This window comes from Rubinisphaera margarita, assembly GCF_022267515.1.
In the GTDB taxonomy this organism is placed as follows: Bacteria; Planctomycetota; Planctomycetia; order Planctomycetales; family Planctomycetaceae; genus Rubinisphaera; species Rubinisphaera margarita.
Genome location: NZ_JAKFGB010000013.1, coordinates 76702 through 96854, shown reverse-complemented (window position 1 = coordinate 96854; position 20153 = coordinate 76702). Strand labels below are relative to the sequence as shown.

The 20153-nt window shown below is 58.8% G+C and carries 18 protein-coding genes and 1 pseudogene; 6 read left to right on the top strand and 13 right to left on the bottom strand.

Annotation, left to right across the window (positions count from 1 at the left end; translation table 11 throughout):
- Window positions 1-23 precede the first annotated feature (23 nt).
- From L1A08_RS12790 to L1A08_RS12755, 9 genes and pseudogenes are all read right to left on the bottom strand, one after another.
- Window positions 24-764, bottom strand: coding sequence for a hypothetical protein (locus L1A08_RS12790; RefSeq protein ID WP_238756800.1), 741 nt, complete (start codon window positions 762-764; stop codon window positions 24-26).
- A gap of 68 nt (window positions 765-832) precedes the next feature.
- Window positions 833-1387 (bottom strand): peptidoglycan recognition protein family protein, encoded by a 555-nt coding sequence (locus tag L1A08_RS12785; protein WP_238756799.1) that lies wholly within the window; start codon window positions 1385-1387, stop codon window positions 833-835.
- Window positions 1388-1811: 424 nt separating this feature from the next.
- The gene (locus L1A08_RS12780; protein ID WP_238756798.1) at window positions 1812-2843 is read right to left on the bottom strand and encodes a hydantoinase/oxoprolinase family protein; all 1032 of its coding nucleotides are present in this window, start codon (window positions 2841-2843) and stop codon (window positions 1812-1814) included.
- A complete protein-coding gene (locus L1A08_RS12775) occupies window positions 2840-3763 on the bottom strand; it encodes an efflux RND transporter periplasmic adaptor subunit (protein WP_238756797.1) in 924 nt (307 codons plus the stop codon). The genes L1A08_RS12780 and L1A08_RS12775 overlap by 4 nt, the downstream gene beginning before the upstream one ends.
- Window positions 3738-5084, bottom strand: coding sequence for a PQQ-binding-like beta-propeller repeat protein (locus L1A08_RS12770; RefSeq protein WP_238756796.1), 1347 nt, complete (start codon window positions 5082-5084; stop codon window positions 3738-3740). Before L1A08_RS12770 ends, L1A08_RS12775 begins: the two co-directional genes overlap by 26 nt.
- A gap of 29 nt (window positions 5085-5113) precedes the next feature.
- On the bottom strand, window positions 5114-5776 hold the full coding sequence (locus L1A08_RS23135) for an RluA family pseudouridine synthase (protein WP_449314321.1): 663 nt from the start codon (window positions 5774-5776) through the stop codon (window positions 5114-5116).
- A gap of 285 nt (window positions 5777-6061) precedes the next feature.
- Window positions 6062-6943, bottom strand: a pseudogene (locus L1A08_RS23130) (sulfurtransferase); the annotation flags it as partial.
- 96 nt (window positions 6944-7039) lie between these two features.
- Window positions 7040-8413, bottom strand: coding sequence for an adenosylmethionine--8-amino-7-oxononanoate transaminase (gene bioA, locus L1A08_RS12760; protein WP_238756794.1), 1374 nt, complete (start codon window positions 8411-8413; stop codon window positions 7040-7042).
- Window positions 8406-9179, bottom strand: coding sequence for a polyprenol monophosphomannose synthase (locus L1A08_RS12755; protein WP_238756793.1), 774 nt, complete (start codon window positions 9177-9179; stop codon window positions 8406-8408). The genes bioA and L1A08_RS12755 overlap by 8 nt, the downstream gene beginning before the upstream one ends.
- Window positions 9180-9268: 89 nt before the next feature.
- Between L1A08_RS12755 and L1A08_RS12750 the strand changes: the two genes are divergently transcribed.
- Together L1A08_RS12750 and L1A08_RS12745 are read left to right on the top strand one after the other, a co-directional pair.
- The gene (locus L1A08_RS12750; protein ID WP_238756792.1) at window positions 9269-9673 is read left to right on the top strand and encodes a hypothetical protein; all 405 of its coding nucleotides are present in this window, start codon (window positions 9269-9271) and stop codon (window positions 9671-9673) included.
- A 42-nt stretch (window positions 9674-9715) separates the two neighbouring features.
- Entirely contained in the window at window positions 9716-10441 is a 726-nt protein-coding gene (locus L1A08_RS12745; protein WP_261362865.1) for a FadR/GntR family transcriptional regulator, read from the top strand.
- Here the strand turns inward: L1A08_RS12745 and L1A08_RS12740 are convergent.
- The gene (locus L1A08_RS12740; protein ID WP_238756790.1) at window positions 10428-11903 is read right to left on the bottom strand and encodes an SGNH/GDSL hydrolase family protein; all 1476 of its coding nucleotides are present in this window, start codon (window positions 11901-11903) and stop codon (window positions 10428-10430) included. The genes L1A08_RS12745 and L1A08_RS12740 overlap by 14 nt on opposite strands.
- Before the next feature lie 176 nt (window positions 11904-12079).
- The gene (locus L1A08_RS12735) at window positions 12080-13366 is read right to left on the bottom strand and encodes a Gfo/Idh/MocA family protein (RefSeq protein ID WP_238756789.1); all 1287 of its coding nucleotides are present in this window, start codon (window positions 13364-13366) and stop codon (window positions 12080-12082) included.
- A 220-nt stretch (window positions 13367-13586) separates the two neighbouring features.
- Between L1A08_RS12735 and L1A08_RS12730 the strand changes: the two genes are divergently transcribed.
- The 3 genes from L1A08_RS12730 to L1A08_RS12720 all read left to right on the top strand — a co-directional run bounded on the left by L1A08_RS12730 (window position 13587) and on the right by L1A08_RS12720 (window position 17088).
- A complete protein-coding gene (locus L1A08_RS12730; protein ID WP_238756788.1) occupies window positions 13587-14546 on the top strand; it encodes an SPFH domain-containing protein in 960 nt (319 codons plus the stop codon).
- A gap of 383 nt (window positions 14547-14929) precedes the next feature.
- Complete coding sequence (locus L1A08_RS12725; RefSeq protein ID WP_238756787.1) at window positions 14930-15664, top strand: STAS domain-containing protein; 735 nt, start codon at window positions 14930-14932, stop codon at window positions 15662-15664.
- Between the two features lie 155 nt (window positions 15665-15819).
- A complete protein-coding gene (locus L1A08_RS12720) occupies window positions 15820-17088 on the top strand; it encodes a GspE/PulE family protein (protein ID WP_238756786.1) in 1269 nt (422 codons plus the stop codon).
- A 229-nt stretch (window positions 17089-17317) separates the two neighbouring features.
- Here L1A08_RS12720 and L1A08_RS12715 read toward each other — a convergent pair whose 3' ends face one another.
- Both L1A08_RS12715 and L1A08_RS12710 read right to left on the bottom strand, forming a co-directional pair.
- Entirely contained in the window at window positions 17318-18478 is a 1161-nt protein-coding gene (locus tag L1A08_RS12715; protein WP_238756785.1) for a protein arginine kinase, read from the bottom strand.
- 271 nt (window positions 18479-18749) lie between these two features.
- Window positions 18750-19250: a hypothetical protein gene (locus L1A08_RS12710; RefSeq protein ID WP_238756784.1), complete on the bottom strand. Its 501-nt coding sequence runs from the start codon at window positions 19248-19250 to the stop codon at window positions 18750-18752.
- A 200-nt stretch (window positions 19251-19450) separates the two neighbouring features.
- Here L1A08_RS12710 and queC point away from each other — a divergent pair, with 200 nt between their 5' ends.
- The gene (queC, locus tag L1A08_RS12705; protein WP_238756783.1) at window positions 19451-20134 is read left to right on the top strand and encodes a 7-cyano-7-deazaguanine synthase QueC; all 684 of its coding nucleotides are present in this window, start codon (window positions 19451-19453) and stop codon (window positions 20132-20134) included.
- Window positions 20135-20153: the final 19 nt, after the last annotated feature.

The window sequence follows — 20153 nt, the reverse complement described above, 5'->3', positions numbered from 1 at the left end:
GCGAACTTCCGGAGCAAAGCGATTTATGAGCGCGTGAGGTACGTTTCCAGAATCGATTGCATGATGAAGCGATCGATCAGACGGGCGGCTTTGTATTCGCGATCTTCGTCGCAGCGGACAGACATTTCGCTATTCACATCGTTGATGTGCACTTTGATGCCGGCGTCGTGCAGCAGATGCCCGTAGTCCTTGATCCACGACTGTGGACCATGCATCTGGAAAAGTCCGCGCAGGTGATGCAGATGGCGGAACTGACCCAACGGCCGGCCGGCGGCCTGTTGCTGAGGATCGATGGCAATGAAGCCAGAGAACTTGAGCGGGTTGCTCAGCACGAGATCCATCGCCCGGTTGGCCTGTTCGTTCCGACCCATCACGAAGATGCGTTCGGAATGAATATGGTAGTAGCCCCCCATGCGGCTCACGATGGCTTCAATCGTCTGCATCAGTTCGGCTGTCGTGGGAGCCTCGCGCAATTGTCGGGAATCGATCTCGACTGCCAGGTAGTTCTGCGAGCTGATCTGGTCCATCTGACAGTAGAAGTCATCGGTCGACTCCTCGCGAGACTGCAGGGAGACGATCAGCGGATAGGCATACCGCGGCTCGTATTTGGAAGGCACGAACACCTGGGATTCACAGTCGAAACTGGTATGAAACTCATATTCGACGTCGCCGGCTTCGCTGGTCGGAATGATCTGCTCAAAGAGATCATCGGCCGAGACCGGGCCGGAGTAGGAGTCGTGTCCGAAATGCGTGATTCGATTCATGACGGGTGTGGTAACCTGTGCTTCCGTAATCGCCTCGAAGAGGCTGTTCCCGCAGTCTGCAGTCGAAGTTACGGCTGCGGCGCGTGCGGCTCATTCTTCCCGGAGTCGCGATACCGCGAGTACTTTTCCAGCGGAAAGTGCGTTCCAGGACATTCGGTCGATTTGATCTGCCCATGTCCGGCGACCCGGTCGCGGGAGATCCTAAACTCCTGCTGAAGGAACTTGAGAAGCCGTTCCAGACCCCGGAGTTGAGCCGGAGTCGGGGGCGTTTCCTCGAAGTTTCCAATCAGACAGATGCCAATTCCAAACTCATTGAACAGCGGATGACCGGCATGAGCCCCCTCAATTTGCTCATGCCAGCGAAAGGTCGGCGCGACTTCGCCGTCCAGCATCCCGTGTCCGTTGCCGATCACAAAGTGGTACCCGATTCCCCGCCACGGCTTCCCCTCATTGTCGCGCCGTTGCGAATGAACACGGTGAATTGCCTCCACGCTCCCGGCCTCGGTGGCCGAGTGATGAATCACGACGTACTTCCAGCCTCGCGGCTCAATCTTGAGCGTCCAGGGAGAAGACGTGGTCGATTCCTTCGCAGAGGCGGCGTCCTGCCGTACCGATCGTTCCAACCGGCTGTCCCCGAAAACACGGCCCGATCCGATTGTTCCGCAGATGAGGAACAGCGTAACCGTTGCGATCGCTCGCCACGGAACCCGCCGAAGACTCGGATGCGAAAAATGAACGGATGGCAGTGATTCAACTCCAGTGGAACGATTTGTCTCGACTTCGGATCTGCACTTTAATCCTGCTCCGAAAGGGTGTCAATCTGTGGTTTCCGTACTCCGGTTCCACATCGACTGCCGCGAGGGGCATCGCGCATCAGTTCCGCTATCACCTGACAAACTGGCTAATCGGCGCCAACCTTGCGGCCCCGTCAAACTCACCTCAGCTTCACCAATGTGAGGAATACGCGATTCAGTTGACGGTTATGCGCATCGTGAGACGTTTCAAAAAATTCTCAACGATTCTCCAGCCCGATCAATGCATCCGACTTCAGATTCGCTGCTCGATCGCCAGTTGTGTCAACGCGTACGCGCAGGCCGCGGTCGACAGCTGAGGACCGAGAGCCTGGGAGACGGAGACGAGTTCAACGTCCTGCAAACGAGGCTCGCGGCGAATCACCTCACGGACCAGAAACTCGCAGCTGCCTGAAATTACGACCGATCGGGGCGATGCGGGGAGTGAATCGAGCACCCGTTGAAGTGAAACGGAGATCTGTTCGAGTTGCCGCTCACGCAGCTGGCGAGCGATCTCCAGCCAGAAGGTTTCTGGTTGAGAATCGGCATCGGAGCAGAGCATTCGGGCCAGCCGCTGTCGGGCACAGACGATCATCGCCGGACGACCGTCAGCCGTGAAAGACTCCGCAGGATCTTCGGGAATGTCTCCCAGCAGCAGGGCGACATCATGCATCGTCGCGAATAGTTCCGCCGCCAGACCGATCACATTGCCGTCGACGGTCACGCTTTGCGCAACGGCACAGACGGGAGTCCTCAATCCTCCCGTGTAGACCAGCTCTCCCGAGTGCAGCCGTTCGAAGTCGGTCAGTCCCGTCGGAATCGCGACCCCGTTCTGCAGCGGGATAAGGTCCGTCGTCGTCGAGCCGATGTCGATCAACAGACCGCAGGTCTCCGGAGCGAGGACGCGTGCGGTCCAGGTGGCGAGGGCCATCCAGTTCGCCGCAGCCGTGAGACGCGGATACTCTTTCGCCATTTCCGGCTCCGCGAACTCCCGCGACGTCTGCCAGACGAAAACAGGGAGATCGCCCGCCGCGGCGACGACGGCATCGGTCAGATACTCCACGCCTTCGGACTGCGAAGCAAAGCAGTCCGCCAGTTCGCCGGTCATGGTCAGCACGATCAACCGCGCGGGCCGAAACCGTGTCAACTCCTGTTGAATGGCATTCGAGACGTCCTTCCAGGCCGTCCAGAGCGGAAATGGAAGCGAGAAGGCTTCGCGGTACGCATCGGCAAATTTGATGTTCGCTCCGCCGAGATCGATGCCGATGATATTGTCGATTCGGCTCACTTCGATGTCCGCGAGCCGGAAGGCTCTTCGATGTGAATCACCATCGTGACCGATTCTCCGGGACGCAGCAGATGTTCGGCATTATCCAGCGTGGCCCAGACTCGAAACGAACCATCGATCGGGTCGAACTGCGGATGCACGTACGTGATCGAACCTTCGACCTGCAGCGGTGAGGCGTTGTCGCCGTTTCCCGGAACAGCGATGGAGACCGGAGCATCGAGCAGTTGATGATGTCGGTACTTCGCCGGCAGGACCGCTTCGGCTCGGAGAGTAGAAAGATCAATCACCTTCACGAGCGTTGTGCCGGGTTGCACCCATTCGCCGGGCTGCCGGTCGATCCGTTCGACGATGCCCTTCAGTGGAGACAGAATCGAGCGGCGTTTGAGCGCGGTCGTGGCGATCTCGTGTTCAATTCCGGCCAGCGTCGCGTTGAGGTCGAGAACCTCCTGTTCGTGCACGGCCTGTTTGCCTTCGAGGGCGGCTTTCTCAGCAAGCAGTCGAAGTCGGGCGACCTCGGTCTGTGACACCGTGTCCGGATACTTCCGGTTCGCCTCTTCGGCCCGTTCGAGTTCGACTCGGGCGACCTCTGTCGTCTTCTTCGCCAGGGCTTCGCGAATCTGATTGCGGGCTTCCCGCCGGGCGATCTCGAGTTGAGTCGCCGTCTTCTCCAGATCAAGCTCCGCTTCGGCCTGATTCAGTTCGGCCACGAGTTGTCCGGCTTCGACAGACTGCCCTTCCCGGACCTTGAGGGACTCAATCACGCCGAGATCCCGCGCAGGAATCTCGGCTGAGCGAATGACGGACAGGAATGTCGACTCTGCGACAATCTCCTCGGCTCTCGTGGACGAGACCACGAGGAGGCCGACCAGCAGCAGAACAGTGATCAGCCCGAATCTACTTCTGAGCGGACAAGTCGACACAGATCACCTCTTTGTCGTTGCGGATGTAGCAGCGGCGATGCGCGAAGGCCGGGTGGGTCCAGACGACCGGACGGCCGAATGCGTCTCCTGTTGGTTCGATGATATGAGCCCGGGAGATCTCACGGTAACCGTTTCGGCTCAGATTCGCGAACACAAGATCCCCGGTCTCCGTGAACAGAACAAACCGCCGCCCGTTCTTCACAATGAACGCGGTCGCATGCGGAGCGGGACGATCGCCGGTGATCAGTTCGGTTGTCTCCCAGAGTCGTTCGCCAGTCTCCAGATCGGCTGCGACGAAATTCCCGGGCCGTACGTTGCAACCGTAGATGACACCGTCTTCGATGAAGGGAGTGCTGTTGGCAGGATAGACCCCCGTTCGCCCCGTCCCGGTCCAGACCGTTTCGGCCTGTGGACGCCCTTCGTCATCGGCGGAGATGCGGAAGGCGGCTCCAGTATCCCCCATGCCGGCAGCATACAGCAAATCCCCTTCGAGTCGCGGCGTGGCAATCGACATGCCGTACTGCGGCTTGAGCGGCTGACTCCAATAGACCGAACCGTCCAGCGGGTTAAGGCTGTTGATCGATTCCGCGTGCCAGATGATGAGCTGCTTCGTTCCGGCGACATTGATCATCGTCGGCGGAGCATAACCAGGCTCATCGGCGGTCAGATTCTTCCAGACGACTTCACCGCTCTTCCGGTTGAATGCTACAGCCGTGCTTCCTTCGCCACCGACGATGCAGTACAGCAAATCGCCATCAACGAGCGGATGTCCCGAGTATCCCCAGAAGGGAGCTTCCTCGAATCCGAATTCTTCCTTCAGTGAATGCGACCATTGCTTCTTGCCATTCTCGGCGTTCAGGCAGGTGAGATCTCCTTCGGATCCCAAGGCGTAAACCAGACCGTCGTGAACAGTTGGCGTGCAGCGGGGGCCGGACGGATACGAAACGAAGTACGAACAGTCGTACTTGTGTTCCCAGATCTGCTTGCCGGTGTCGGCGTCGAGGCAGAGAATGCGTTCCTCTCCGATCAATCGATTTCGACCGGATGCACTGGGTGTGAGGTCCCCGCTGTCGAGTTGATAGTCGAACAGATAAACCTTCGAGCCTGCGACCGCCGGACCGGCGTAGCCGAGGCCAATCTCTTTCCGCCAGACCACGGGCGGGCCTTCTTCGGGGAACTTCTGGAGAATGCCGGTTTCTGTCCAGACACTGTCTCGGTCGGGGCCAAGCCATTGAGGCCAGTCTTCCGCCTGGACACTTCCGCAACACAGAAGCAAGGTCGCGGTCAGCATCCACGCAGCTCGGTTCATCCAGCACATCATCGCAGTTCCTCCAGGGGTGGGGCCGACCATCAGCGAGTCCAGTCGGGCCAGGGCGATTCAAAAGTCCGCAGGGATTCTGACCGTGGGTCGGCGAACGTCAACTGCTGGGCATGGAGCATCATCGGCGGATCGGTCGGGCCGAGTGTCTGCCGTTCCCCCCAGTGCTGATTCACTTTGTACACCGGATCGCCGGCAATCGGCACACCAAGGTGCCAGAGATGGACCCGGATCTGATTCGTGCGACCGGTGACCGGAACGGCTTCGATCAACGTTTCATTATTCTCGAATCGTTGCAGAACACGAAACTCGGTGACGGCGGCATCGCCTGCTGCATCGACGCCGCGGAAGCCGAGTTCGTTCGGTCTGGCGGAAATAGCGGCTTCACACCGCGTTTCCTCCCATTCCGGATGTCCAAGCACGCGGCAGACGTACCTCTTCTTCGCCGTTCCCTTCTCGAACTGCCGCTGCAGGCGTTGTGAGATATCGCGATGCATCGTGAAGACAACCAGGCCCGTGGTGTTGGCATCGAGCCGGTGAGCGGGACGTAACTTTAGCTCGGGAAACGCTCGATCGAGCAGGCCAGTCATTGAGTTTCGGTTGAAGCGACCGCAGGGATGCATCGGCAGCGGAGCCGGTTTGTTGAAGACGACGAAATCGTCTTCCCAGGATACGATGCGAATGTCGGCATTCACGTCCGGTTCAATCGTATCGGGTTCCAGTCGCGTGAGCCGCTGCCCGGAACGGACGATCGCATCGGAAGTCAACGTGTGTTGACGATCGCGGATCAATCCGGCGTCGCAAATTCGCAGCCATTCCTCCCGTCCCAGATGCGGATGGTAATCGCATACGAAGTCGAGCAACGTCCACTGGTGATACTTCAGCGGCACATTCAGGGGCCGCTCATTGGTGTAGGCAATTGATCCCGGCAGCGGAGTTGCAGCTTTCAGAATCCTTGCTTCCCGTTCTTCAATGCTGGGGGCCGGCTGATCGCGCGCTGGTTCCCAGCAGTACGGGCACGACTTCCCCAGTTCATAATGTTCGTGCTGCTGATCCTCCGGAGTCAACGGGTGTTGACAGGCGTAGCACTGCGTGGCCGCCGTTTCCTTGAGGTCAGGATTCAACGCGACGCGATGATCGAACACGAAGCAGTCGCCCTGATAGTGCGCGTCCCCGCATTCTTCGAAGTATTTCAGAATGCCCCCTTCGAGCTGATAGATGTGCTCGAAGCCCTCGCGTTCCATGAACGGGCCCGCTTTTTCGCAGCGGATACCGCCCGTGCAGAACATCACGATCGGCTGCTTCTTCAGGTCCTCGGGCAGAAGCCGCACGGCTTCCGGAAAATCGCGGAAATGATCGACCCCGATCGGCAATGCGTTCTCGAACGTGCCCAGCTCGACCTCGTAGTCGTTTCGGGTGTCGAGCAGCGTGACGGGACGGCCTTCGTCGAGCCACTTTCTGAGTTCCTCCGGCGACAACTTCGGAGAAGTCCGTTCGCCGGGCGCGATCCCTTCGACGCCGAAGGCGATGATTTCTTTCTTGATCTTCACCAGCAGTCGGCTGAACGGCTGATAGTCGCTGAGGCTCTCCTTGACTTCGAGGTCGGCGAGCAGTGGATCGCGTCGCAGATGCTGAAGCAGTGCATCGACCCCCTCCCTGCTTCCAGCCATGAAGAGGTTAACCCCTTCCGGAGTGAGCAGAATCGTCCCTTTAAGTTCCTGAGCTTCGCACAGTTCGCGAAGTTCGTGCCGCCGCTCCGGCAACCGGTCGAGCGGGACGAACTTGTAAGACGCGATATTGACGATCGACTTCTCTTCGGGAGAAGCCTTGGGAATCGAGCAGGTTTCAGAGGACGCGGACATCAGTCAACAGGCAATAGCGAAGATCAAAGAAACAGTGGTCGGAACCGCCGACAGCGACCGGTATTGTAGTTTCTGACCGCCGTAAAGTCTTGACGTTCACCGATTTTTCGCGGAGAGCGCGGTCTCGCCACACACTTCGCGAATCGAGGCGATCGTCGCATCGCAGAGTTCGTCGATCTCGGCTGCCGGCATGGCGACGGCCGGCATGAGGATGATCACGTTCCCGAGAGGTCGAATAATCACTCCCCGCCGCCGGGCGGCCAGCGTCACCTCGTGTCCGATCCGCACCTCGGGTCCGTACGGCTGTTTCGTGTCGCGATTAATGACCAGTTCGATGCCGACCATGACCCCCTTCTGCCGGACTTCACCGACGTGGGGATGATCGTTGAGCTCGGATAGTCGACTCTTCATCTGCTCAGTAATCTCGGCGACGTTCCCGAGAACATTCCGCTCATCAAACAATCTCAGATTGACCAGAGACACGGCAGCGGCCAGCGGATTTCCCGTGTAGGTGTGGCCGTGATAGAACGTGCGGCCTTCGTGCGGCTGGCCGAGAAAGGCGTCGTAGATCTCGGATGTGACCATCGTTGCCGCCAGCGGCAGATAGCCAGCGGTGATTCCTTTGGCCAGACACAGGACATCGGGCACGACCTGTTCCTGTTCACACGCGAACATCGTTCCGGTCTTGCCGAAGCCGACGGCGACTTCATCGGTGATGAGCGGCACTCCATGTCGAGCGGTCACTTCGCGAACATGCTTAAGATAGCCGGGGGTGTGCACCTGAATCCCGGCCGCTCCCTGAACGATCGGCTCCATGATGAAGCCGGCGATGCGATCGCGATGCTCGGCGATCGTCGATTCGACCTGATCAAAGCAGTGCTTCAGCCACGATGCGGCGTCGTAGCCTGGCGGAACGCGATAGGCAACCGGGCTCGGCACCGTCAGCGTTTCGAACAGCATGCCGCTGAAGGGGCGGTGAAAGGCTTCGACCCGGCCGACGGCCACCGAACCGAAGGTGTCTCCATGATACGACTCGGCCACGCGAACGAAGATCCGGCGTTCCGGTTCAGGCTGTGCCTTCTGATGATGGAACTGCACAACCATCTTGAGTGCGGCCTCAACAGAAGTGGCCCCGGCATCTGAGAAAAAGGCGTGATTCAAACCGTTCGGCGTCCGCTGCACGAGTTCGTGAGCGAGCTCAATGGCGGGCGGACTCGACAGGCCGAGCAATGTCGAATGAGCGACTTTGTCGAGCTGGTCCCGAATCGCCGCATCCAGTTCCGGGACGCGATGTCCGTGTACGTTGCACCAGAGCGAGGAGATGCCATCCAGATAGCGTCGGCCATCGACGTCGGTGAGATAGAACCCTTCACCCGATTTGATGATCGGGGCCTGTTCCTCGCCCCAGGCGGTCATGGGAGTGAAGGGATGCCACAGTTCAGTGTTGTCCCAGGCGCGTAGATCAGACACGTTCCGTCGTTCCTTTCTTCTTCGGCTCCAGGCCGCAGCGGGCGATGATCCACACCGCCTTCATCGCTTCGTTCATATTGATTTTCGATTCGCCCACTTCGCGATCGACAAACTCGATGGGGACTTCCGTAAACTTCGCCCCGCCTCGCGCGCAGCGGAACAATAACTCTTCCTGCACGGAATAGCCGCGGGATCGGAATTCCGAAAAGTCGACCTTCCGCAGCAGATCGCATCGGTACGCCCGGTAACTGCCGCTGCAGTCACGAATCGGCAACCCCATCCAGCTGCGGGCCCAGAAGTTGATCGACTTGCTCATGATGTGTCGCTTGAGGGGCCAGCCCTTAATTGATCCAGAGGCGACATACCGCGAGCCGATCGCCACATCGGCATCAGTCGTTTGCAGCGCTTTCACCAGTTCTGGCAGGTACCTCGGATGATGGCTGAAATCGGCATCGAGGTTGATCAGAATGTCATAGTCCTGAGCGATGACGTGCTGGAACGCGAACAGGGTCGCAGAGCCCAGGCCACGCTCGCCGTGACGGCTGTGCAGATAAACCTTCGGATCACTGGCCGCTCGATCGAGAACGACCTGACCGGTGCCATCCGGAGATTCATCGTCGATAACGAGGATATCGGCTTCCGGCAGCGAGCTGCGGATTTCGGTCAGCAGCCGGCCAATGTTCTCCGACTCGTTGTACGTACAGACCGTGACAACGATTCGAGAAAGCGATGGCTTGGCGGCGGGGGAATTGGCGTCCTGAGTCAAGGAAGACCTCGGCATTCTGCGTGGGGTTTGCGGTCCCGGGCGGGAAGGGGAATCTTTTGGATTCTGTCGCTGAGACACAAGTCCGAGGCATGGATTTTGGCGAATTCGTCCTCAAAAGGCTGGAAATCATTGCGTCCGATGACACCTTTGCGGCAGAATCGGCCATGGATCCACAGGAACTCCAGGCAAAACGGTGGCAGGTCGGCGCGATCGCCCTGCTGTTGTTGACAGGCTGCGCGGTGCTGGCTTTTGTTGATAGTAGCCGGCAGGGCGTCATTGCTGTAATGCTGCGCGTTGGCATTGTGATGGGGTGTCTGTGGCTGGCCATTCCGACCATGGTAAGTCACCCGCGAATTCTCCGACGGCTGCCGTGGTACGTCTTGCTTACCGGCATTTTACTGGTAGCGTTTATTAAGCAGTTCTTGTTAATTATTCCCCTTTTCATCGCACTGGCAATCCTGGCCATGTTCACGGGACGCAAGCCGCCCAACTAGGATCACCAGCTGAGATTCCTCAGACCAAATGTCACCTCGCCAATGAACTTAGACCGGGCCGAAAGTCGAACAGACTGTACCGAGGAGACTGGAAAGCGGCAGAGCACGACCAGCCGCCTCTATGAGGAGATGATCCATCTGATCGAATCGGGTCAATGGGAAGTGGGCGGCCCGATTCCCAGCGAGCGAAATCTGATGACCCAGTTCGGTGTCAGTCGGATCGCGGTTCGTGAATCGCTTTCAATGCTCCGGGCGCTTGGCGTTCTCGATATCTCTCACGGACGCAGCACGACGGTCCGGAAGATGAACTCCGAGACGCTCGCCAAGCTTTTCCCGCTCATGCTGTCGATGGAAGGCGAACAGTCGCTCGTGCATGTGTTCGAAGTCCGCCTGGGGCTGGAACTGCAAACGGCTCGGCTCGCGGCCCAGAAACGCACGGCTGATGATCTCAATCGTCTGACGGACCTGGCATCCCGGTTCGATTCGTTTGATACCGACACTCCGGAGTCGATCGAGTCGGACCATCAGTTTCATGTGCAGATCGCCAAGTCGACCGGCAATCCGCTCTTCTGGGTGTTGCTCAACGTGCTCGGCTCCTATGTGAAGTACTCTCAGCGGGAGAGCGGGAAGCACAATCCGGAGCAGCATCACCGAGCCTCGACGGCTCACCACGAAATTCTCGACGCCATCACCGATCGCGACCCGCAGCGGGCCCAGTTCTGTATGGAGCGTCATCTTCGCGACGCCCATCACATCACCGGTCCATAGCCGACGCCGCCGGATTCCGGCGGATCTTGTCGCCTCGTCCCGCCGCCCAGCGAAGTAATCCCCCAAGTCGACGCTGCCCCTCCGCGAAATAAATCGGATCGAGCTCCGCGATCGATTCCCGGAAGCGATCAGAAATCCGCGTGTTGATCTCCGGGGCCTCGCTGACCGGAACCAGCTTCAGTTCCTGCATCCGTTCCAGGGTCCTGAGGGCGATTGTCTGATGCCCTTCAATCGTGGGGTGCACGTGATCGAGAAAGAGTTGCTCACCCGGCACACCGGTCGGCGAGAGTTCTCGGAACAGAACCTCGATGTCGATCAACGGCGTGTGAGTCGACTCGGCGAGCTGAAGCAGGCCCTGCTGCATCCCCGTGAGAATTCGCAGCGGACAAATGTCTTCATCGCAGGCTCGGCGGAACGCCCCGGCTGCTCCCTCATAATCGAGCTGCTGCAATAGCTCGTGAGCGAGCGCGTAGTTCAAACCGGCGTGTCGCGGATTGAGCCGCACCGCCTGCTTGAGTCGAATGAGCCGTGTCTCCCCGTCGTCTTCGCCTGCAAATAACCGCTGGATCTCCTGCTTCCGTTCCACAGTCAACCCGGGTGAGTCCAGCGACTTGAACGGAGGACAGTCCTTGAGATTCCGCGGCGGGTTGAACAGGATGATTGGCAGATCGTGTTCCCTGCACATCGCGATCATCCGCTCGATATTGAAGCGGAAATGGGCCTGCACGCCGGTCCGCCAGTTGTCATCGCGGACATAGTTCTGCAACCCCTGCTGATAGTCGAGCATGGCGTCGACTTCTGCGGGGAACTGCAGTGGAGCGGGCGGAGGGGATTCGTCATGGACCGTCAGCTCTCGAACCAGTTGCACGGTTTTTGACGAGGCGAGAACTCCCTGGGCGCCTCCGGCAAACTCGCGAATCGGTTTGATTGCTCCGTAAGTTCGATCTTCCAGAAACTCGTTGTGACCCGAGTAGACGAGGATCAGGTCAGGCTGGTACTCGAGCACTTCTTCAAGAATCGGCACGAGTCGATAGCTGGCATAGGAGACTCCACCACAGTTGACGACGTTCCAGTCGCGGGTGGAGTCCGTCTCGTTGAGCGCCAGTTCCAGCCAGGTCGTGAACGACGTCTCGATCGCATACGGCCTCCCCTGCACGGTCGACCCGCCCAGCCAGAAGATGCGGAACTCATTCGCGGGCTTCTCGATCGGGAACTGTTCAGGACGGAAGTAGCCGAGGCGATCTTTCCGCGTCCGATACAACCCGGATTCTTTGTCCGCTTCGAACAGCGGCTGCGGATTCACAAACTCGACGACCGGATTGAACTCTTCCACAGGAGGTGACCAGCCGGTCATCCTGAGAGTCGCCTCCAGCAATAGAAACGGCGACAGTCCGAGCAGGATCGCTGCCAGACGGAAGAATAACTTTCTGCGGAACGGGCGCTCGTGAGAAGAGATTGTCACGGAAGGTCGAAACCCTGACCAAATGTCTTAACGCATTTTCATGCTTCTCCTGCAAACGCCTGCAGTCGAATTTTGAATTTGCTCCAGTGAAGTGCACGAAAACAGGCCGGGACGAGTCTTCGTTCGTCCCAGCCTGAAAACGTTTTTCTACGCACGATGCCATCTCTGCGGTGACATCACACCTTGGGCTCGAATTCCTTCGAGTACTCGCGGCTCCAGAGCTTCATTGCTTCGGAATCGTCCTTAATCTGATGCGTCTGCGGATCGATCGTCAGCTGGCGACCGACGCGATACGAGATGTTCCCCAGATGGCAGAGCTGCGTACTGCGATGAGCCTCTTCGATTTCGCAGTTGAGCTTGGCTTCACCGCGGATCGAATCGAGAAAGTTCTGGAAATGGTCTTTCTCATCCGTGCTCCCTTTACCGGAAGCGAGTTCTTTGCCGTTCATGTCGCGAGCCGTGTAGCCCGCGTCGCCGGTGATATCCAGCGAGCCCTTCGTGCCGAAGAACGTCATCGCGGCTGGCGAATCGACCGGGCTTTTCTTGAACCAGCTTCGCTGTTCCCAGACGATGTATTTATCGCCGAAGTTGTAGGTGGCGATGCTGGTATCTGGCGTTTCCTGGTCATCGTCGGGATGACGCAGATGACCGCCGGTGCAGGAGACCGTGGTCGGAGTGTCAACGTTCATTCCCCAGCGAAGTACGTCGAGGTAATGGACGCCGTTGTTTCCGAGTTCCGCGGTTCCCCATTTCCAGAACCAGTGCCAGTTGTAGTGCACGTAGTTGTCCTGGTATTTCGTGTCGGGAGCCGGGCCCTGCCACAGCTTCCAGTTCAGCCACTCGGGCACGGAAGCCGGCTTACCGTTCCCGATGCTGCCGCGAGCGTTGTAGTAGTGACAGCGGGCATACAGAACATCGCCGATCACGCCATCGTGCAGTTGCTTGATTCCTTCCTGAATCCCAGGACGACTCCGGCGCTGGGTGCCCATCTGAACGCGACGGTCGTACTTGCGAGCCGCCTCGACGAACATCTCCCCTTCCCGAGGATTATGGCTGCACGGCTTCTCGACATACACATGTTTGCCGGCCTGACAGGCCATGATCCCGGCCGGGGCGTGCCAGTGATCCGGCGTGGCGATGGCGAGGGCATCGACATTCTGGTCGTCGAGAATCCGACGGAAGTCATCGGTTCCCTGTGGCTTGAGGGACTGATTTGTCTGGGCGACATCCTGAGCCCGTCCGACGTTCCGCGAGTCGACATCGCAGACCCAGGCCACTTCGCAGTTGGGCAGGCTGGAGAAACCTTTCGTGAGTGCCAGCCCGCGTCCGGACGTGCCCATCACGCCGATGCGAACTTTTTCGTTGGGGGATTTTGCATCGGCAAACAAAGCCGGAGCGGAAAGCATACCGAGGGCGGCAGCGGAGCTGCCCTGAAGGAACGATCGACGGTTGACTTCAGTCATGAATGGGGCTCCTGTGAGTGGAGTATCGCGGATGGAAAGTAGGGCGGGACAGAGTTTCTGCCGTAGCCGCTTGCCACTGTTACGCGAGCGCTGACCCGGTGGCCGACGGACCGCAGAAGAACTTCCAGCGAGACTGTGCTACGCTGTCTTCTGGTCGGAAACAGCATATCACGATCTTCTCTGAATATCACCAGCAACGAAGAAAACCGGGAGCCTTTTTATGTCCAGCAGCGGTGTGATGACATTCTTCGGGTTTTACGTGATTCGGCAGGATGAGATTGGTGTCCGGTTGACGCTGGGACAGTTTTCAGGAATCGTTCGTCCGGGTCTCGGCTTTGCGATCCCGTTCTTTCAGCAGATTACCAAGACCAGACGCTCGTTGCAGACAATCGATCTCCCGGAACAGCAGATCGTGCTCAACGGCAATATCTCGGTCCGGATCTCCGGCAATCTCAACTTCCGTGTCGACGATCCTGAAAAAGCTCTGCTCGATGTCAGCAACTATCGCTACACCATTCAACAACTCGCGTTGACTACCATTGCCGACGTTCTCGGCACCAAGACGATCGAAGAAGTTCGCAACGAGAAGATTAAGATCGCACAGGAGATCGAAGCGATCGTGGCTCGCAATGCGAAAGAGTGGGGCCTGCGGGATCTCGATATTCGTCTGACCGATGCCCAGCTCGATCACTCGCTGCAGCGGGCGATGATGCGCGAGACCGAAGCGCAGAAAGAAGCCAACGCGATCAAGATCAAAGCCGAGTCCGACAAGTTCGTCTCGCAGATCTTCGCCGACGCCGCCAAGACTCTCGGAAGCTCTCCGGGAGCGATGACGCTTCGTGTGCTGCAGACCCTCAGCGATGTCAGCAATGACAAGACGACGGTTGTCATGCCGATTCCGATTGAATTGCTGACGATGTTCCAGAATCAACGTTCCGAAGGAGACCGCGCTCCCCGGGGCGACTCAACGGGAGTGCAGACGGGACCGATGGGCGAACTCAGAATGAGCGGTGGCAAGGCTGTCGCCACGTGCCCCGGATGTGGAGCCAAGTACGACGTCACTGAGATCGCGGGCAACCCGGACTTCGATGTCGATCCCGAGGTGCCGGGGCAGCAACTGCGCTGCCGCAAATGTTCCATCGAATTCTCGTTGCCTCAGGAGATGCCGGCAGCGGAATGAATTCAACGGGAGTCGAACGCCGATAAAGGAGGTGAAGCCCCCCGGATTCCACGTCCGGAAAATCGCTTCGGGACGTAGACAGGCGTGCGCGATGCGGCGAGGTGAGAAATCGGTGAAGACTTTGACCGTTCTTGTTTTTAAGCCCGAGTCGGCTTTATGATAGGTTCAGAGTGACCGTCCGGTTTCCGCGGGCCAGGCAGAAAGCTGACGGGGTCGATCTTGATCCCGGTCCGTGCGCGGCGCCGCAGATTCCTGAACGATGGAATGCTCAACATCAACGCCGTATTCATGGCCGCGTCGAAAAAGCGGGATCACTTCTTATATCGTCCCATCGTATCCGCTTGTTCGAAGGCAGCTTCTCTTATACCGATCTGGAGAATGTGGTGACACAAGCAGAACAGTCGTTCGAGTTAACCCAGGAAGGCAATGTTTCAATCCTGAGACTGCTGCCCCAGTTGAATAACGTTCAATGGGGCGATATCGACTCGATCGGTACCGAAGTCCTGAACGCCATGGCGACGCAGAAGAACCCGCAGGTCATCATCGACCTGTCGCAGTTGAGTTATATGGGCTCAGCCATGGTCGCTCTGATCGTCCGGGTCTGGAAAGCTGCTCAGGCCCGAGGGGGCAAGATCAGCGTTGTCTGCCCGAACGATGGTGTTCGAGAGGTTTTGAAACTGGCCTCGCTCGACCGTGTCTGGCCGATAGTCAACACGACCGAAGAAGCTCGTCAAGCTCTCGGCCTCAAAGGGAGTGCGATGCCGAACAGCACGGGGACGACGAAGTCCTCCGGCAGTGCGGGGTGGATTGTGGCCGGCATTCTTCTGTTGATCTGCATCGGCCTGGCCGTGTTCGCCTTCAATCCGGGAATCTTCGGGATTCGGCCGGAAGTCATCAGGGTGGTAGAGCCCGTTCCCGAAAGCACGTCGGAAACCTCCGCTGCGGTTGAACCCCGGATCCGCTCGGTTCCTGAAGTCCCCGCGCCAGAAATGACCAGTCCGGCGTATGGTCCGGCAGATACCGTCAAGCTGACGACTCCGCCGCCCGTTCTGACAACCGAACCGGCTCCGGCGGCGACCAGTACTCTGCCCGAAGGCAACCCCTTCGCTCCGCAATAAATGGAGAGCGTCCTTTCATTTTCCCGACAAATTACCAAGAGCTTAAGAATTCGTGAAAATGGTCTTCATCAATATCCACGATCACATCGGGAAATCACTGAACTGAAACGTCGATCAATCCGGCGAATAGTCCTGAATGCAAAGGAGTGGACACCATGAGCAATGAGCAGTCGGTCGAAACTGAGGATGGATTCACTCACCCTGGGGGAGAAGTGCGGCAGAAGGCCCTGCAGGAGGAGCTTCGCAGCCTGATCGACGTCGTTGGTCCCGGCCCGCTTGTCGATCTGCTCCTCGAACGGGCTTTCGAACTCGGTGCCACCGACATTCATTTCGATCCCCGCCCGGATGGCCTGCGGATTCGACTGCGTGTCGACGGTATCCTCCACGATATCCTCCAGCTCTCACCGGCAATGACCTCGCAGGTCATCTCCCGCCTCAAACTGATGGCCGGGATGGACATCACGGAGCGACGTTACGCTCAGGACGGCCACATCTCCAACGCCGTTCTCAAAGGGAAACGCGATATTCGTGTCGGCGGCGGGCCAACTCTCTATGGCGAGCGTCTCGTCCTGCGACTGATGCCGAACTCAGCCGACTTCGTCTCTCTCGAACAGCTCGGGCTCGAAAGCGCGCAGACGGAAAAGATCAGGAAGCAGATCCATTCCCCTCACGGAATGATTCTGAGCGTCGGCCCTGTTGGTTCCGGAAAAAGTACCACGATGTACAGCTGCCTCAGTCTGCTCAATGATCCGATGCGGAGTCTGATCACGATCGAAGACCCGGTTGAGCGGCGGATGGATGGCGTTAACCAGATTCAGGTCGAGCAGAAGATCGATTTCAGTTTTGCCGAGGCACTCCGTGGCGTCCTGCGACAGGATCCAGACGTCATCATGGTGGGGGAAATTCGCGATCCCGAAACCGCCCACATCGCCGTGCGAGCCGGTCTGACTGGAATCCGGGTGCTCAGCACTCTGCATGCGAATGAGACGACAGCGACGATCGATGTCTTCCGCGACTTCGGCATTCCGCCGATGTTCATCGCCGACAGCGTGAACTGTGTGATCTCTCAGCGTCTGCTCCGCAAAGTGTGCACCGAGTCGAACGAGGAGTATCATCCCGACCAGGCCGCCTGCGAGTTCCTGGGAATCGATCCCGCTCAGTCGGAATCGGTGACTCTGAAACGCGGCGTGCCTGCCGACTGCAACTTTCACACGGGGTTCAGCGGACGGACCGGCGTCTTCGAAGTGCTCGTCGTCGACAGCGAGATTCGCGAGGCGATTCTCCGCAACAGATCCGCCCGCGAACTGCAGCGACTGGCACTCGACCGCGGCATGATCACCCTGGAGCAGGCCGCCAAGAACAAAGTCCTCTCCGGTCAAACGACGATCGAAGAACTGCACCGCGTCCTCGCTTTTTCAGCCTGAGGCCCGCAGGAGCGACGATTCTCAACAAGGCAGGCTTCGGCCTGCCTTGTTTCGTTTCCACACCCTGTTCCGTAGCGACGGCATCCTGCCGCCGAGTGTGCGTGACCGTCTCCCTACTTGGGTGGAGTCCTTGGACGTCCGGGCGGAATGCAGGACCGTCGATCAACACGGACCGTGATCTCTGCTTGCCGACTCCCTTCGGCGGCAGGATGCCGCCGGTACCGGGAGATTAGTCTTCGTCGCCTTCGGCTTCAGAGAGGCGTTCGCGGAGATAACCGGCCCGGGCGGTGTTGCGTTCGGCCGAGCTCAGTTCGCGGGAATAGCGTTTCTGCAGATGAGCAGGCTGCGTCTGAATGAACAGCTCATTGGCCAGACTTAGATCAGGCGTTTCGATCAATCCGAGATTCACGCCCATCCGCAGGCTCGACAGCAGGTGCAGGGTTTCTTCCGAGCTGATGGTCTGGGCATTTCGCAAAATGCCATACGCCCGGGCCACCTGATCGTGCAGTTGCTGATGACTCTCGGTCACCAGAGCTTTGCGAACGCGGCGTTCGTAATTGATGATGTTCGGCACCACGTCGCGAATCATATCGATGATCTCGACTTCGTTCTTGCCGAGCGTGATCTGGTTCGAGATCTGGTAGAAGTCGCCCATGGCCTGGCTGCCTTCTCCGTACAGTCCGCGTACGGCCAGGCCCATCTTCTGCATCGCCTGGAAGACCTTTTGAATCTCCCGGGTTTGTACCAGAGCCGGCAGGTGCATCATCACACTGACGCGAATCCCGGTGCCGACGTTGGTCGGACAGGCGGTCAAATAGCCGAATTGTTCGTGGAAGGCGTAGGCTACCTGCGATTCGATCGCATCGTCGAGCCGATTCATTTCCGCCCAGCAGTCATCAAGATTGAACCCGCTGCGGAGGATTTGCATCCGCAGATGATCTTCCTCGTTGATCATCACGCTGGTCTGCTGGCTGTTGCCGATCACGACGGCTCGCGGCCCGGAAGCTTCGGAAAGCTCCCGGCTGATAAGCTGACGCTCCATCAGGAACTGCCGATCGATGCGGGACAGAACTTCCACGTCGATGAACGCCAGGTCGTCGTAGTAAAGACTCGAATCGTTCGTGTCTCCGCCCGGTGCTGCTTTTCGCGCTGAAGAGGCGGCTTCGCCGACGGATTCGGAACGGGCAGCCGCACGACGGTGCAGCTGAGAGACGGCGTCTCGGAGCGTCTGCTCGATCTCGAGCCGAGTCTGGTCGTCGGTGCGGGTGAGAAACGGATACTGCGCCAGATTCCGCGCCAGACGGATGCGACTGGAAACCACCACATCCGACTCATCACCCTTCCCTGAGAGCCAGCCGCCCGTAACGGACAGTAACGCATCCAGATCCACGCTTAACCTCCAACTGTTTTCGGCTACCGTATTTCAGACCGCTGAAGGAACTTCGTGCGAATCCAGCGCACCTCCCCACTCATCGATCGTGTCCGACCTTGCATTGTAGGGGCAGAATTTCCACGGAGAAGACGAAAAGCCCCGAATGCCCGCAGCAAACCCGTCGCACAGCGGCGAAGCGTTTTCTCCGGGCGGCCCGACAGTGTAGCGGATGCGGCTCCGGTCCTGCTACCGAACTCAGATCCGCTGAAAGAGCGAACAGCGGAGCCGGTTATTCGACGGGAACTTCGATCGGCTCATCCGCTTCAGGAACCGGCGCGGGAACCTGGGGGACGTCGGTCGTTTCCCCGGAGGGAACTCCGGATGGCTCCGGCAGCGGGATCATCTCGGGAACTGGCATCAGTTCGGGGTCCGAATCCAGCAGGTTCGCATCCCCTCGGGCCGCTTCGGCTTCTTCTTCCGCCAGGTAGGCCCAGTACTTCATCCGGTATTCGGCCGGATAGTAGACGTTTCGGCATTTCCGACAATGGGGACAGCAACGCCCATCCGCGCACGGACAGAGCAGGTGGTTGATCCCGAACCGCTGCCAGTCGGGCATTCCGATGCGGCTCAGATCGAGCCCCGGCTCGTAAAGCGGGTCCAGTTTCCATTTCGTGTCCGCAATCGCGTCGATGACATCGGCATACAGCCAGGTCACGCGGTAGCACTGGCAACCGGTCAGGCTGACGGCGGCTCCACAAAGTAAGATGACGGCGAGAATTCGTGACGGCATAATAGGGCAATCTCCTCCCCAGGCGGGTTCGGGTTGTCATCATGATCGGCCGTTCGCCGTGTTGTGGACGCACGAATTTAACGGATATACTGAATAAGCGGCTCACTCCGTTTCTATCGGTAACTGCTGGTCAAGCTGGGTAAACTTTGCGGCCTGAAAGGGTCTGCTGAACATCCCGAACAGGATGAGAGGATCGACTCATGAAACGTAAAGCCGTGGTTCTGTTCAGCGGCGGACTCGATTCGTCGACGACGCTGGCGATCGCTAAAGCGGAGGGGTTCGAGATCTACGCCCTCTCCTTCAGTTACGGTCAGCGGCACGATTTTGAGCTCGATGCAGCCGCGAAGCTCTCCCGGGAATTCGGCGTGAAGCAGCACGTCGTCCTGCCTCTCGATGTGGCCGCCTTCGGGGGCTCGGCATTGACCTCCGACATTCCCGTCCCCAAGTCGCGGTCCGTCAAGGAAATGAACGACAGCATTCCGGTCACCTATGTTCCGGCTCGGAATACGGTGTTTCTCTCCCTGGCGATGGGCTGGGCGGAAAGTGTGGGTGCCTGCGATATCTTCATCGGCGTGAATGCCGTCGACTACAGTGGATATCCCGACTGTCGGCCCGCCTTCATCGAGGCGTTCGAACATGTCGCTCAGCTCGCGACGAAGTCGGGCGTTGAAGGGGAGCAATGGAAGATTCATGCCCCGCTCATTCACATGACCAAGGCGGAGATCGTTCGCAAAGGGACCGAACTCGGCGTCGATTACGGGCTGACGCACACCTGTTATGATCCCGACGAGCAGGGGCGAGCCTGCGGCCAGTGCGATGCCTGTCTGCTGCGCCTGCAGGGATTCGCCGAAGCCGGGCTGAGCGATCCAGCCGAGTATCAGTAACCTCCGCACGGAGCATCCC

Bases quoted from the DNA above. Each gene is read 5' to 3' on its own strand.
- L1A08_RS12790 (WP_238756800.1), bottom strand. From the start codon at position 764: ATGAATCGAATCACGCATTTCGGACACGACTCCTACTCCGGCCCGGTC.
- L1A08_RS12770 (WP_238756796.1), bottom strand. From the start codon at position 5,084: ATGATGTGCTGGATGAACCGAGCTGCGTGGATGCTGACCGCGACCTTG.
- L1A08_RS12750 (WP_238756792.1), top strand. From the start codon at position 9,269: ATGGATTTTGGCGAATTCGTCCTCAAAAGGCTGGAAATCATTGCGTCC.
- L1A08_RS12745 (WP_261362865.1), top strand. From the start codon at position 9,716: ATGAACTTAGACCGGGCCGAAAGTCGAACAGACTGTACCGAGGAGACT.
- L1A08_RS12735 (WP_238756789.1), bottom strand. From the start codon at position 13,366: ATGACTGAAGTCAACCGTCGATCGTTCCTTCAGGGCAGCTCCGCTGCC.
- L1A08_RS12730 (WP_238756788.1), top strand. From the start codon at position 13,587: ATGTCCAGCAGCGGTGTGATGACATTCTTCGGGTTTTACGTGATTCGG.
- L1A08_RS12720 (WP_238756786.1), top strand. From the start codon at position 15,820: ATGAGCAATGAGCAGTCGGTCGAAACTGAGGATGGATTCACTCACCCT.
- L1A08_RS12710 (WP_238756784.1), bottom strand. From the start codon at position 19,250: ATGCCGTCACGAATTCTCGCCGTCATCTTACTTTGTGGAGCCGCCGTC.
- queC (WP_238756783.1), top strand. From the start codon at position 19,451: ATGAAACGTAAAGCCGTGGTTCTGTTCAGCGGCGGACTCGATTCGTCG.